Origin of the sequence: Microbacterium sp. HSID17254 (genome assembly GCF_003989315.1) — a bacterium.
In the GTDB taxonomy this organism is placed as follows: domain Bacteria; phylum Actinomycetota; class Actinomycetes; order Actinomycetales; family Microbacteriaceae; genus Microbacterium.
Window position 1 is genome coordinate 1 of sequence record NZ_RBLT01000015.1, and the last position, 12,759, is coordinate 12,759.

The window sequence follows — 12,759 nt, forward strand, 5'->3', positions numbered from 1 at the left end:
CGCACTCCTCCGGAAGGGTGTGGTCGGCCACCCCTCGGCCTGACCCGGGGGTTCAGCGCCCGACGGTCGACTCCCGCACGATGAGCTCGGCGGGGAACGGCGTGGGTGCCGGAGGCGCGGCGGTCGGTCTCCTCGGCGTGGTGGCCGGCGGAGCCGTCGTGAGCACCGTGGCCGCACCGCTCCTGGAACAGGCGGCGGGGCTCGGGGTGGACTTCGACGCGCTGGCGCAGGGCATCGACCTGGATGCGCTCGCCTCCGGCGTCGACATCGACGCGCTGGCCGGCGGCGCCGACGAGATGCTCGGCTCGGCCGGCGAGGCCGTCTCGGGTCTCGGCGAGACGGCGACCGGCTGGGGGGAGCGGCTCGGCGATCTCGGTATCCCCGGGATCGGCGACATCCTCGGCCGCTGACGGTGCCCCCGCTGGGACTCGAACCCAGACTGAGGCGATTTTAAGTCGCCTGCCTCTGCCATTGGGCTACGGGGGCTGCGCCGCCAGCCTATCGTCGGCGGGGTCGTGACCCGGCGGGGCTCAGGCCGTAGGGTGGGGGAGTGCTCGACCTCACCGACGAACTGAGCCCCGTCCCGGGTGGCCCCGCGGTCGCCCCCGAATGGGAGGACCCGGGCCGCTACTGGCCGCGCCTGTCGGCCGCGACCGGGCACCTTCCGGCGCCCGTGGCGGTTATCGATCGCGAAGCGCTGCGCTACAACGCCATGGATCTGCTCGTCCGTGCCGGCGGTCTGCCGATCCGCGTGGCGTCGAAGTCGGTGCGGGTGCGTGCGGTCCTGGATGCCGTGCTGCGACTCCCGGGTTTCCGCGGGATCCTCGCGTTCACGCTGGAGGAGGCGCTCTGGCTCGCGGAGACCCACGACGACATCGTCCTCGGCTACCCGACCGTGGACCGCGCGGGCATCGAACGGCTGTGCGCCGACGAGCAGGCGGCGCAGCGCATCACGCTCATGATCGACGACCCCGTGCACCTGGACCTCGTCGACAGCGTGGTGGCCCCGTCCGCGCGCCCCGAGCTTCGCGTGGCCATCGACGTCGACGCGTCCTGGCGATCCGCGCTGCTCGGTCACATCGGCGTCCGCCGATCGGCCCTCTTCTCCGCCGGGGAGGTCGCCGCGTTCGCGCGGACGGTCGTCGCACGCCCCGGCTTCCGCCTCGTGGGGCTGCAGATGTACGACGCCCAGATCGCAGGACAGGGCGATGCCGGTCCCGATGGACCGCTGATCCGTCGCGTCCAGGCCCGCTCGCGCGAGGAGCTGCGGGAGCGAAGGGCGGCGATCGTCGCCGCGGTCGGCGCCGTGACGCCGCTCGAGTTCCTCAACGGCGGGGGCACCGGATCCCTGGAGTTCAGCGGCAGCGACGAGTCGCTCACCGAGGCCAGCGCGGGCAGCGGTCTGCTCGGCGGACATTTGTTCGACGGGTACCGGTCCTTCCACCCGGCGCCGGCCGCGGCCTTCGCCTTCGACGTCGTGCGCCGTCCCGCTGCCGACATCGCCACGGTGCTGGGCGGCGGCTGGATCGCCTCGGGTCCGGCGCTGGCCTCGCGACAGCCGCGCCCGGTGTGGCCGGCGAACCTCCGCACGCTTCCGCGAGAGGCTGCCGGCGAGGTGCAGACGCCGCTGCAGGGGCCGACAGCGGCGACGCTCGGCGTCGGCGATCGTGTCTGGTTCCGTCACGCCAAGAGCGGCGAGCCGGCCGAGCGCATCGCCGCGTACCAGCTCGTGTCCGGCGACGAGGTCGTGGACGAGCTGCCGACGTACCGCGGCGAGGGGAAGGCGTTCCTGTGACGAGAATCGGCGGCACCTGGCAGAACTGGGGCCGGTCGGCGTCCGTGCGCCCCGTGCGGGTCGAGCGCCCGCGCAGCCCCGAGGGCGTGCAGCGTGCGGTGCGGGCAGCGGTGCGACAGGGGCTCACGGTCAAAGCCGTCGGCGCCGGTCACAGCTTCACCGGGATCGCCATCGCCCCCGGTGTGCTCCTGGAACTGGACGACCTGCAGGGGCTCGTGTCCGCGGACGTCGCGAGCGGACGGGTCACGCTCCTCGCCGGTACCCGGCTGCACCGCATCCCCGGGCTGCTCGCCCGCTACGGCCTCGCGATGGAGAACCTCGGCGACATCGACCGCCAGTCCATCGCCGGTGCGATCTCCACGGGCACGCACGGCACCGGCGCCGGTTTCGGCGGACTCGCCACCCAGGTCGTCGGGGTGACCCTCATCACCGCCGACGGGGAGTTCCTCCGCATCGACGAGGCGCACAGTCCGGAGCTCCTGCCCGCGGTCGCTCTGGGGCTGGGCGCGCTCGGCATCATCGTCGAGGTCACCCTGCAGTGCGTGCCCACGTTCGTGATGCATGCGGTCGACGAGCCGCTGCCGCTGGACGAGGTGCTCGGCACGATCGACGAACGCGTCCCCGCCGCCGACCATTTCGAGTTCTACTGGTTCCCGCATACCGACGTCGCGCTCACCAAGCGGCAGTCGCGTCTGCCGGAATCGACGCGACGGAGGCCGCTCCCGGTCGTGGGCCGGTGGGTGGATGAGACCCTGCTCGCGAACGGCGTCTATCGCGTCGTCTGCGCGGCGGGACAGGCGGTGCCGGCGATCACGCCGCCGTTCAACCGGCTCGCGGTGCGGCTCACCGGCGACCGTGAGTACACCGACCTCTCGAATCGCGTGCTCACCCAGAGCCGGACCGTGCGCTTCCGCGAGATGGAGTACGCGCTGCCGGCGGCCGAGGTGGTGCCCGCGTTCCGCGCCCTCCAGGAGCTCATCGCCGAGCGCGGCTGGCGGATCGAGTTCCCCGTGGAGGTGCGCTTCGCTGCCGCCGACGACCGCTGGCTCTCCACCGCGTACGGCCGCCCCAGCGCCTACATCGCGGTGCACCGGTACTGGCGCGCGGACCCGACGGCGTACTTCGGTGCGGTCGAGGAGATCATGCGGGCCCACGGCGGCCGCCCGCACTGGGGCAAGCTGCACACCATGACCAGGGAGACGCTGCGGGAGAGCTACCCCCGCTTCGACGACTTCGTGGCGCTGCGCGACCGCCTCGATCCGGATCGCCGCTTCACGAACCGCTATCTGGAGCGGGTGCTGGGACGCTGATCGGGGGCGCTGGTCCGTCGCATCCCCAGTCCACGTGCAGGCACCGCGTCTAGGATGAGAGAAATACGGGAAAGGGTGGGGCACTGATGGAATGGCTCGTGCCGGTACTGATCGTCGTCGGGGTGATCCTGCTCGTCGGCGTCTATCTCTGGGCGACGTACAACTCGCTGGTGCAGCTGAACGTCCGCGTGGACGAAGCCTGGAGCGGCATCACCGTCCAGCTCAAGCGCCGAGCCGACCTCATCCCGAATCTCATCGAGACGGTCAAGGGCTACGCCTCGCACGAGAAGGCGGTGTTCGAGAACGTCACCCGCGCCCGCGCCGAGACCCTCTCCGCCGGCAGCCCCGGCGAGGCGGGGATCGCCGAGGGGCACCTGCAGCAGGCCCTGCGCAGCCTCTTCGCGGTGGCCGAGGCCTACCCGCAGCTGCAGGCCAGCCAGAACTTCCTCCAGCTGCAGCAGGCCCTCGTCGACACCGAGGACAAGATCCAGGCCGCGCGGCGCTTCTACAACGGCGGCGTCCGCGAGCTCAACACCAAGATCAAGGTGTTCCCCAACAACCTCTTCGCCAAGGGACTCGGCTTCACCGAGCGCGAGTTCTTCGAGGTCGCCGACAGCGGCGCCATTTCCGAGCCGCCGCGCGTGCAGTTCTGATCCTCGCCCTCACCACACGGTGAGGGCGAGTTCGTCTGCGGTGATATCCACGCCACCGCGCACGCTCCACGCGGTGCTGCGGTAGGTGACGGTGCGCGCGGCGCCGTCCTGGCCGGTGCCGGTAACGGTCGCCTCGAGGATGCCGTCGTCCGCGGTGAACCCGCCGGCGGAGAGCGTCACCGCAGGGAACCGCTCGACGCGGAACGCCACGTGGGAGACGTCCCGGAACTCCGTGCCCCACGGGATCCGGATGCCGCAGTTGTCGGGAATCGCGTGGCCCTCGGCGGTGCAGGTCTCCAGGTAGCCGTCGAGCTGCGTCTGCGCGGCCTCCGTCGCCTCCGGGCGGAGTTCGGCGGTCACGCGTGCGGTGGCGTCGTCGCCGGGGAGGACGACGGCCTCGGTCGTGCCGGCCAGCAGCGCCCGCGGCGCGGCCGCGACCGGGTACACGCCAGGGAGCAGAGCGGTGTCTTCGGTCACCGGGAGGACCGCATCGCCGACCTGGACCGCCGTCCCGATCGTCGTCGTGGCGCGGAGGGCACCGAGTCCGGAGGCGTCGACGGTCCAGCGGCCGCTCTCCGGCGTCAGCCGGACGCGCGCCTGGTGCTCGTCCCCGTCGAGTCGGAAGCGCACCGTCGCGGACGCGTCACCGTCTCCCTCACGCACAGCGGTGACCTCGGCGTCCGCGATGGTCGACGAGGCTCCGGCGAACGCGGTGAGGGCGGCGTCGGACACCGCGGTCCCCGTCGCCGCGACCGCCTCGGGATCGCCCGACTCCAGCGCCCGGAGATAGGCCAGCGCTGCGTCCTCCGCGGTCGGCGAGCGGAGCGCGGACAGCCCCCACCACACCGCCCCCGCGACAGCGACGGCCACGACGACACCGCCCAGGAGCCACCAGCGACGACGGCTCACGCGACGGCCTCCCGGACGTGGACGTGACGACGCACCGTGTCCGGGGCGGTGGAGGCGAGCGCGGTGTGGACGGCAGCGGTCGCATCGCCCCATCCGGAGACCGACACCTGTTCGAGACCCTGCCACCGCGCGGCGCGGAGGAGCTCCGCCGCGATCGCCTCGGCGTCGCCGGGACGCGCCTGCGGCTCCCACCACGCCGACTGCACCTGCAGCGTGGACGTGCCGCGGTCGGCCTTGAGGTCGACCCGCGCCACGATCCGGTCGCCGACGAGCACGGGCAGCGAGTAGTAGCCGTAGCGGCGCTTCGCCGCCGGCACGTAGATCTCGATGCGGTAGTCGAGCTCGAAAGCCCGCAGCGCGCGTTCCCGGAACCACACCACCGGATCGAACGGAGTCAGCAGGGCGGCGGTCTCGACCCGGCGCGGAAGAACTGCGTCGCGATGCCGCCAGGCGGGGAGGGGCCGGCCACCCCGCTCCCAGCCGCGGACGGTCACGGGCTGCACTTCCCCGGCGTCGACGAGGTCGGCGATCGCCCCGGTCACCGCGGCACGGTCGCGGAGGCGGTAATAGTCGGCCAGGTCGGCCACCGTCCCGACGCCGCTGGACCGAGCGGCGCGTCGGACGAGCTCGCGGACGGCGTCCTCGCGCGGGATCTCGCGGGACCGGATGCGCTCGGGGATGACCTGCTCGGCGAGGGCGTAGGTGCGCTCGAACCCCCGGCGCCCGCTCACAGCGACGTCGCCCGTGCGCCACAGATGCTCGAGGGCGAGCTTGACCTCGTCCCAGTCCCACCAGGTGCCGCGCTCGCGCGGGGCGTCGGCACGGAGGTCGACCGGGCGGAGCGGTCCGCGCGCACGGAGCTCGTCCTGCACCCACTGCACCGTCCGGGCGTTCGTTCGGAGCCAGGAGTCCTCCGCGGACCAGCGCCGCCGGAAGTCGTCCATGCGGAACCGCCACAGGGGCCAGTCCTCGACGGGGATGAAGGTCGCCTCGTGGGCGAGGTACTCCACATAGTGCGTCGTGCGCGACAGGAAGAGGCGGTCGAGGAGTGCGGGATCGTAGGCGCCGAGCCGGGAGAACAGCGGGACGTAGTGCGACCGGGCGAACACGTTGACCGAGTCGATCTGCAGCACGCCGAGCCGGTCCATCACCCGGTGCAGATGGCGACCGGAGACGGTGGCCGGGCGTGCGCGGGTGAAGCCCTGAGCGGCGAGGGCGATCCGTCGTGCCTGGGCGGGACTGAGGGTGTCGGTCACGCCGCCAGCGTATCCCCGCTCTCCGACATCGTTGTGGCGTGCAGGATGCGTCGAACGGCATACGGCATGACCGTAGACTGAGGCGATGAGCGAGGACCAGCGACCCCGGCTGCGCGATCTGTTCCGTCCGCGCCCCGTGGTGACCGATCGGACCGTGACCACAGAAGCCGACGAGGCGGTGCCGCTGCCCCTGCGCATCACGGCGAGCTACGCCTGGCGCCTGCTGCTCGTCGCGGCGGCGGCCGGCGTCTTCATCTGGCTGGTGATGCTGCTCAAGCTCCTCGTCATCCCGCTGATGGTGGGCATCCTCATCACCGCCCTGCTGTGGCCGGCGTTCTCCTGGATGCTGCGTCACGGATTCCCGCGCTGGCTCGCGATCGCTGTCTCCCTCATCGGCACGATCGCCATCGTCACCGGGCTGATGTGGCTCGTGGTCTGGCAGGTGCGCGCCCAGCTCCCGGACGTGCAGCAGCGCACGACCGAGGCCTTCGACCAGTTCCAGGTGTGGCTGCACGACGGTCCGCTGAACCTGTCGGACACGCAGATCGCGAACTACCTGCAGCAGGGCCTCGACGTCATCAGCGAGCAGGCGCAGGTCCTCTGGACGGGGGCCCTCGCGATCGGGACGACCGTCGGGCACGTCGCCACCGGCGCGCTGCTGTCGCTGTTCATCCTCATCTGCCTCCTCGCCGACGGCGCCGGCATCTGGCGCTGGACCCTGCGCATCTTCCCCCGGAAGGCCCGCCCCGCCGTCGACGGCGCCGCGCGCAACGGCTGGACGACGATCGTCAACTACGCCAGGACGCAGCTCTTCGTGGCGACGATCGACGCGATCGGCATCGGCCTCGGCGCCTTCCTGCTCCAGGTCCCGCTCGCGCTGCCCGTCGCCGTTCTCGTGTTCCTCGGCTCGTTCATCCCCATCGTCGGTGCGGTGGTGACCGGTGCCGTGGCCGTCTTCCTCGCGCTCGTCTACAACGGGCCGTGGATCGCCCTCTGGATGCTCGTCGTCGTCCTCGCCGTCCAGCAGATCGAGGGCCACATCCTGCAGCCGATCATGATGGGCTCCGCCGTCAAGGTGCACCCCCTCGCCGTCGTCCTCGTGGTCGCGGGCGGCGCGATGATCGCGGGCATCCCGGGTGCCCTGTTCGCCGTCCCACTGGCCGCGTTCGTGAACGTGGCGGCGGTGACCATCAGCTCGGGATCCTGGCGCACCGGCGTCGGGCCGAGTGGAGATCTGATCTGGAGCACAGTTCCGCGCGAGCGGAGACGGAGGAATCGATGAGCGCAGTCCCCAGCCTGACCGAGTTCCAGGACGCGGCTCGAAGTCTGGCTGAGGTGATCTCGCACACCCCGACGCTGCCCTCTCGGGCGCTGTCCGACGCGCTCGGTGCCCCCGTGCTGCTGAAGATGGAGAACCTGCAGCGCACGGGGTCCTTCAAGATCCGCGGCGCGGCGTACCGGCTCTCCCGGCTCAGCGCGGAGGAGCGCTCCCGTGGCGTCGTGGCGGCCTCGGCCGGGAACCACGCGCAGGGCGTCGCTCTGGCCGCCCAGGCGCTCGGAATCCCCGCGACGATCTTCATGCCGCTCGGGGTCCCCGTGCCGAAGCTCCTCGCCACCCGCGGCTACGGGGCCGAGGTGGTGCTCGAGGGGGAGACCGTCGCCACGTCGCTGCGCCTGGCCGCCGAGTTCGCGGAACGCACCGGCGCCGTCCTCATCCACCCGTTCGACCACCGGGACATCGTGATCGGGCAAGGCACCCTCGGTCTGGAGCTGCTGGAGGATGCGCCCGAGATCGACACCGTCGTCCTCGGCATCGGCGGGGGAGGACTGATCGCCGGCGTCGCCGCCGCGGTCAAGGCCAAGGCCGCCGAGCTCGGGCGGACGATCCGCGTGATCGGCGTCCAGGCGGAGAACGCGGCCGCGGTGCCGCCGTCGCTCGCGGCCGGGGAACCGGTCGACATCGTCACGCGCCCGACCATCGCCGACGGCATCCTCGTCGCGCGCCCGGGAGCTGTGCCGTTCGAGATCATCAAGGACCTCGTCGACGAGGTGGTGACCGTCTCGGACGATGACCTCGCGCGCGCCATGCTCGTCCTCCTGGAGCAGGCCAAGGTCGTCGTGGAGCCCGCCGGAGCCGCGGGCGTCGCCGCGATCCTCTCCGGACGTGTGTCGGCGACCGGCACGACGATGGCCGTGCTGTCGGGCGGCAACATCGACCCGCTCCTGCTGCAGCGCGTGGTGTCCCACGGCCTCGCCGCCTCGGGGCGGTACCTGACGATCCGCATCCCGCTGCCGGACCGTCCCGGCCAGCTGGCCCGCGTGTCCGAGCTCATCGCGGAGGCGGGAGCGAACGTCATCGAGGCGATGCACACGCGTCACGGCCACGGACTGCAGATCAGCGAGGTCATCCTCGAGCTCAGCGTCGAGACCCGCGGCGCGGACCACTCGGCCCACACGCTCGACACCCTCCGTCGCGCGGGCTTCGCACCCATCGTCGTCCAGGACTGACCCCCGGACGCGAGACACCCCCTCGACCGTGGCGGTCGAGGGGGCGTCTCGTGAGGGGGCGTCAGCCCGTGTAGGTCTCCACCTTCACGATCTCGACGCTGATCGAGCGGCCGTTCGGCGCCTCGTACGACGAGGACTCGCCGACCTTGAGGCCGAGGATCGCCTGGCCCAGCGGGCTGGCCTCGCTGTAGACGTCGAGGTCGCTGCCGGCGGCGGCGATCTCGCGGCTGCCGAGGAGGAAGACCTCCTCGCCGCCCGCGACGATCGCGGTCACGACGGTGCCCGGCTCGACGATGCCCCGGCTGGCAGGGGCCTCGCCGACCTTGGCGGTCTTCAGCAGCGCCTCCAGGGTGCGGATGCGCGCCTCCTGCTTGCCCTGCTCGTCCTTCGCCGCGTGGTAGCCGCCGTTCTCCTTGAGGTCGCCCTCCTCGCGGGCCGCCTCGATGCGCTTGGCGATCTCGTCGCGACCGACGGTGGAGAGGTGTTCCAGCTCGGCGACGAGCCGGTCGTAGGCTTCCTGCGTGAGGAAGGGGACCTGAGCATCGGTGGACATGACGAAGCTCCTTCTATCGGGATCCCGCCGAGATGCCGCGGGGGATATGCCAAGACGCCCCGGCACGGTGCCGGGGCGTCGTCTGTCTGGCATCAGTCTAGGCGACCCAGCAGGTGTTCACCAAACCTGTCGTGGCCTCCGCGACGGTCGGGATGCGCTCCGCACGGGTGAGCGCATGGGCGTCTCCCGCCGGGATCTCCACGATCTTCCAGCCCACGACGCCGAACTCCTCGTCGAGGGCCTCGAGCACGCACACGACGTCCTTGCCCTGGACGCCGGTCACCTGGAAGCGCACGTCGACGGCGTGCTCGTCCACGAGCTCGAAGCCCAGATCATCGGCGTCGACCGAGCTCAGCGACTGGCCGACGATGGACCACGCGAGGGCCGCGAGGAGGAGGAGCGCGACGGCCCCGGCGAGGAACCACGGCCACCGGCGGCGGCGGGTGCGGCCATAGCGTTCGTCGAGCTGGAGGGCGGTCGTCACAGGTGGGGTCTTCCGGTCGTTAGGCTGGTGATACCAGGTTATGCGACCTGCGTACGAAAGGCCGATTCATGCGCTTCCTCTCCGAGACCCCGATGCCGACACCGTCGATGACGGTGGCCCCGGAGTCGGTCACGCCGGGCTTCGCGGGCTTCGCGGTGATCGTCATCGTGCTCGTCGCCGTGATCCTGCTGATCTGGGACATGAACCGCCGGATCCGCCGCGTGCGGTACCGGGAAGAGGTCCGCGAGGAGCTCGACGCGGAAGAGGCCGCCCGCGCCGCCGAGAACGCCGCGGACGACGGCCGCACCGCACCGGACGCACCGGCCGCGCCCGACGAGGAGCCGCGCGAGCGCTGACCCCCGCTCAGGGCGCGCCGAGCGACGGCGAGAGCGGGTGCAGGGCGATCAGCAGGCACGCGGTCCAGTGGCACAGGAAGGCCAGGACCGTGCACACGTGGAAGATCTCGTGGAAGCCGAAGTGGCCCGGCCACGGGTTCGGCTTCTTCAGCGCGTAGACGATGGCGCCGCCCGTGTAGAGCAGACCGCCGACGATCACGAGCACCATCATGGCGACGTTGGCCTGGAGCAGGTCGACGATGTACATCACCGCGGCCCAGCCGAGCAGCAGATACAGCGCGACGTAGAGCCAGCGCGGCGCATGGATCCAGAACACGCGGAAGAGGATGCCGAGCAGGGCCCCGCCCCAGACCAGGGTCAGCAGCAGGACGCCCTTGGCCGGCGGCAGCGCCAGGGTCGCGAGCGGGGTGTACGTGCCGGCGATGAGCAGCAGGATGTTGGCGTGGTCGATCCGCTTGAGGATGCCCTTCACCCGGGGCCGCCAGTTGAAACGGTGGTACAGGGCGGAGTTCCCGAACAGCAGCAGCGAGGTGGCCATGAAGACCACCGCCGCCCACTTGGCCGCCGCTCCTTGGGACAGGGTGACGAGGACGATGCCTGCGGCGATCGCGACGGGGAACGTGCCGGCGTGGATCCACCCGCGCCAGGTCGGTTTGATCTCGGTCGCCGCGTCGGCGGCGGCCGCTTCGAGCAGCGGCAGCTTCGGGAGGTCGGCGCCGGTCTGGTCGGAAGTGCTCACGTGCTCACTCTAGGCGGGAGCGCATGCCCGTCTCCGTACATGTCCCCAGGTTCTGCACCGGCGCGGACGGGCGGGGCAGGGTAGCGTAGGTGGGTGATGTCACGCGAGAGCCCGGGACGGGGACCGCTGTACCGGCTGTACACCAGCCGGCTGCGTCGCCACCTCGATCCGGCCTCGGTTCCGCACCACGTCGCCATGATGATCGACGGCAACCGCCGGTGGGCGCGCCAGCTCGGATTCGATACCCCGGCCGAAGGGCACCGTGCAGGCGCCGCCAAGATGCAGGAGTTCCTCGGCTGGTGCGACGAACTCGGTGTGCGTGTGGTCTCGCTCTACCTCCTCTCCAGCGACAACCTCCGCAAACGGGACTCGGCCGAGCTCGCCGACCTCATCGAGATCATCGCGGAGCTCGCCGAGGCGCTGTCCCAGAAGGGCAACTGGCGGGTCAAGCACGTCGGCCGCTCCGACATCCTCCCCGCGGAGCTGGCGCGCGTGCTCGCCGATGCGGAGGAGCGCACGAAGGACCACACCGGCCTGCACGTGAACCTCGCGGTCGGGTACGGCGGCCGGAACGAGATCGTCGACGCGGTGCGCAGCATCATCACCACACACGAGGCATCGGGCGGGACGCTGGAGGACCTCGCGGCGCAGCTCACTCCGGAGATGATCGGGGAGCACCTCTACACGGGCGGCCAGCCCGATCCGGACCTCGTGATCCGCACGAGCGGCGAGCAGCGGCTGAGCGACTTCCTGCTGTGGCAGAGCGCGCACAGCGAGTTCTACTTCGTCGAGGCGCTCGGGCCCGATCTGCGACAGGTCGACTTCCTCCGCGCGATCCGCGACTACGCCGACCGCGACCGCCGCTTCGGTCGCTGATCCGGGAGCCGCGGGGCGTGGCACAATGACGCAGTGAGCGCTTTCGACGACTACCTGAGCACGTTCGACGCGGAGCCCGGCTATCTGAACTGGGCAGCATTCGGCCCCGTGTCGCCTTCCGTCCGTGCCGAGGTCTTCGCCGACGCGGACCTCCTCGGGAACGGCCGGCCGTCGTCGCTGGCGCTCGTGGGGGAGCGGATCGGACAGGCGCAGGAGGTCGTCGCCGAGCTCCTCGGGGCCGAGGCCGCGGAGGTCACGCTGCAGCCGTCGTCGACGCACGGCCTCATGCACGCGCTCTACGGGGTCTCCGGCGCGGTCGTCGCGAGCACGGCGGAGTTCCCGAGCGTGAGCCTCACCCTGGAGCGCGCGGCGGCCGCGTCACAGCACGCGGTCACGCCCCGCTGGATCTCGCCCGACGACGGACGCGTCACCCCCGACGACATCGCCGCCGTCCTCGACGACGATGTCGTGGCCCTGGCCGTCAGCCACGTCGACTTCCGCACCGGGTACCGGGTCGACCTCCCCGCGCTGCGGGACGTCCTCGGCCCGGACCGCCTCCTCATCGTCGACGCCGTGCAGTCCTTCGGCGTGATCGACGCCGACTACAGCGTCGCGGACGTCGTCGTCGGGCACGGCTACAAGTGGCTGCGCGCGGGCCGGGGCACCGGGTTCGCCTGGTTCTCGCCGCGGGCGCGTGAACGGATCGTGCCCGTGCTCTCCGGCATCACGGGGACGGCGGCGACCGGGCTGGTCGTCGACGAGCGCCCGGCCCCGGCACCGGACGCGCGGGCCTACACGATCAGCATGCCGGACACGCTCGCCGCCGGCCGGCTCGCGATCGGCGCTCGGGACGTCAGGGACGCCGGGGTCGCGGCGATCGAGGAGCGGCTGTCCGCGCAGGTGGACGCGGTCATCGCCACGGCCGACCACCACGGGATCGCCGTCGTCTCCCCACGCGAGCGCACCGAACGCGCCGGGATCGTCGCACTCGCACCGGAGGAACCGGCGCGGCTCGCCGCGGCTCTCGCCAACGCCGGTCTCGTCGTCACCGCTCGGGGCGGATCCATCCGCATCGCGCCGCACGCCGGAACCGACGCCGAGACCCTCGGCCTGCTCGACGAAGCGCTCGGGGCCTTCGGCAGGGAATCGTTCATCGTCCCGTAACGAATCGCTGGCGTGTCGAGGCCGGGAAAGACCCTCGGGCGGCCGTACCTTCAAGGCATCGGGCAAGGCGCCCGGTCGGGTCGGCCTCAGGTTCGCGACTCGTGACCCCCTGGTCGACTCGTTCGAATAGCCGGGAATCCCCGGGTCGGGAGTGGG

13 protein-coding genes, 1 tRNA gene and 1 pseudogene are annotated in these 12,759 nt (G+C 71.7%); 9 read left to right on the plus strand and 6 right to left on the minus strand.

Annotated elements, in window-relative coordinates:
• Positions 1 to 410: pseudogene (locus tag D8M34_RS10615) on the plus strand (hypothetical protein); the annotation flags it as partial.
• A gap of 3 nt (positions 411 to 413) precedes the next feature.
• On the opposite strand, the gene D8M34_RS10620 reads toward D8M34_RS10615, so the two are convergent.
• Positions 414 to 486: transfer RNA gene (locus D8M34_RS10620), tRNA-Leu, on the minus strand.
• A 64-nt stretch (positions 487 to 550) separates the two neighbouring features.
• On the opposite strand from D8M34_RS10620, the gene D8M34_RS10625 reads away from it, so the two are divergent.
• From D8M34_RS10625 to D8M34_RS10635, 3 genes are all read left to right on the plus strand, one after another.
• Positions 551 to 1,795 (plus strand): alanine racemase, encoded by a 1,245-nt coding sequence (locus D8M34_RS10625; protein ID WP_062633548.1) that lies wholly within the window; start codon positions 551 to 553, stop codon positions 1,793 to 1,795.
• Complete coding sequence (locus D8M34_RS10630) at positions 1,792 to 3,105, plus strand: D-arabinono-1,4-lactone oxidase (protein WP_126893971.1); 1,314 nt, start codon at positions 1,792 to 1,794, stop codon at positions 3,103 to 3,105. Before D8M34_RS10625 ends, D8M34_RS10630 begins: the two co-directional genes overlap by 4 nt.
• A gap of 86 nt (positions 3,106 to 3,191) precedes the next feature.
• The gene (locus D8M34_RS10635; RefSeq protein WP_025103933.1) at positions 3,192 to 3,758 is read left to right on the plus strand and encodes a LemA family protein; all 567 of its coding nucleotides are present in this window, start codon (positions 3,192 to 3,194) and stop codon (positions 3,756 to 3,758) included.
• 9 nt (positions 3,759 to 3,767) lie between these two features.
• On the opposite strand, the gene D8M34_RS10640 is transcribed toward D8M34_RS10635, so the two are convergent.
• Together D8M34_RS10640 and D8M34_RS10645 are read right to left on the minus strand one after the other, a co-directional pair.
• Positions 3,768 to 4,667, minus strand: coding sequence for a hypothetical protein (locus tag D8M34_RS10640; protein WP_126893972.1), 900 nt, complete (start codon positions 4,665 to 4,667; stop codon positions 3,768 to 3,770).
• Positions 4,664 to 5,923 (minus strand): winged helix-turn-helix domain-containing protein, encoded by a 1,260-nt coding sequence (locus D8M34_RS10645; protein ID WP_126893973.1) that lies wholly within the window; start codon positions 5,921 to 5,923, stop codon positions 4,664 to 4,666. The genes D8M34_RS10640 and D8M34_RS10645 overlap by 4 nt, the downstream gene beginning before the upstream one ends.
• 85 nt (positions 5,924 to 6,008) lie before the next feature.
• On the opposite strand from D8M34_RS10645, the gene D8M34_RS10650 reads away from it, so the two are divergent.
• Positions 6,009 to 7,205 carry an AI-2E family transporter gene (locus tag D8M34_RS10650; RefSeq protein ID WP_126893974.1) on the plus strand — a complete coding sequence of 399 codons (1,197 nt, stop codon included), beginning with the start codon at positions 6,009 to 6,011 and terminating at the stop codon, positions 7,203 to 7,205.
• Positions 7,202 to 8,431, plus strand: coding sequence for a threonine ammonia-lyase (gene ilvA / locus D8M34_RS10655; RefSeq protein WP_025103937.1), 1,230 nt, complete (start codon positions 7,202 to 7,204; stop codon positions 8,429 to 8,431). The genes D8M34_RS10650 and ilvA overlap by 4 nt, the downstream gene beginning before the upstream one ends.
• 61 nt (positions 8,432 to 8,492) lie before the next feature.
• Here the strand turns inward: ilvA and greA are convergent, their stop codons facing one another.
• Both greA and D8M34_RS10665 read right to left on the minus strand, forming a co-directional pair.
• Positions 8,493 to 8,984 (minus strand): transcription elongation factor GreA, encoded by a 492-nt coding sequence (gene greA, locus D8M34_RS10660; RefSeq protein ID WP_025103938.1) that lies wholly within the window; start codon positions 8,982 to 8,984, stop codon positions 8,493 to 8,495.
• Between the two features lie 97 nt (positions 8,985 to 9,081).
• Complete coding sequence (locus D8M34_RS10665; RefSeq protein ID WP_025103939.1) at positions 9,082 to 9,468, minus strand: DUF4307 domain-containing protein; 387 nt, start codon at positions 9,466 to 9,468, stop codon at positions 9,082 to 9,084.
• 68 nt (positions 9,469 to 9,536) lie between these two features.
• Here D8M34_RS10665 and D8M34_RS10670 point away from each other — a divergent pair, with 68 nt between their 5' ends.
• A complete protein-coding gene (locus tag D8M34_RS10670) occupies positions 9,537 to 9,824 on the plus strand; it encodes a hypothetical protein (RefSeq protein WP_085606660.1) in 288 nt (95 codons plus the stop codon).
• Between the two features lie 7 nt (positions 9,825 to 9,831).
• Here the strand turns inward: D8M34_RS10670 and trhA are convergent, their stop codons facing one another.
• Positions 9,832 to 10,563, minus strand: coding sequence for a PAQR family membrane homeostasis protein TrhA (gene trhA, locus D8M34_RS10675; RefSeq protein WP_126893975.1), 732 nt, complete (start codon positions 10,561 to 10,563; stop codon positions 9,832 to 9,834).
• A 96-nt stretch (positions 10,564 to 10,659) separates the two neighbouring features.
• On the opposite strand from trhA, the gene D8M34_RS10680 reads away from it, so the two are divergent.
• Positions 10,660 to 11,439 (plus strand): isoprenyl transferase, encoded by a 780-nt coding sequence (locus tag D8M34_RS10680; RefSeq protein WP_025103942.1) that lies wholly within the window; start codon positions 10,660 to 10,662, stop codon positions 11,437 to 11,439.
• A 33-nt stretch (positions 11,440 to 11,472) separates the two neighbouring features.
• Positions 11,473 to 12,603 (plus strand): aminotransferase class V-fold PLP-dependent enzyme, encoded by a 1,131-nt coding sequence (locus D8M34_RS10685; protein ID WP_126893976.1) that lies wholly within the window; start codon positions 11,473 to 11,475, stop codon positions 12,601 to 12,603.
• Positions 12,604 to 12,759 lie beyond the last annotated feature (156 nt).

What these genes read in the sequence shown, in the direction of transcription:
- greA (WP_025103938.1), bottom strand. Translation starts at nt 8,984, where the DNA reads ATGTCCACCGATGCTCAGGTCCCCTTCCTCACGCAGGAAGCCTACGAC.
- D8M34_RS10670 (WP_085606660.1), top strand. Translation starts at nt 9,537, where the DNA reads ATGCGCTTCCTCTCCGAGACCCCGATGCCGACACCGTCGATGACGGTG.
- D8M34_RS10680 (WP_025103942.1), top strand. Translation starts at nt 10,660, where the DNA reads ATGTCACGCGAGAGCCCGGGACGGGGACCGCTGTACCGGCTGTACACC.
- D8M34_RS10635 (WP_025103933.1), top strand. Translation starts at nt 3,192, where the DNA reads ATGGAATGGCTCGTGCCGGTACTGATCGTCGTCGGGGTGATCCTGCTC.
- D8M34_RS10650 (WP_126893974.1), top strand. Translation starts at nt 6,009, where the DNA reads ATGAGCGAGGACCAGCGACCCCGGCTGCGCGATCTGTTCCGTCCGCGC.
- ilvA (WP_025103937.1), top strand. Translation starts at nt 7,202, where the DNA reads ATGAGCGCAGTCCCCAGCCTGACCGAGTTCCAGGACGCGGCTCGAAGT.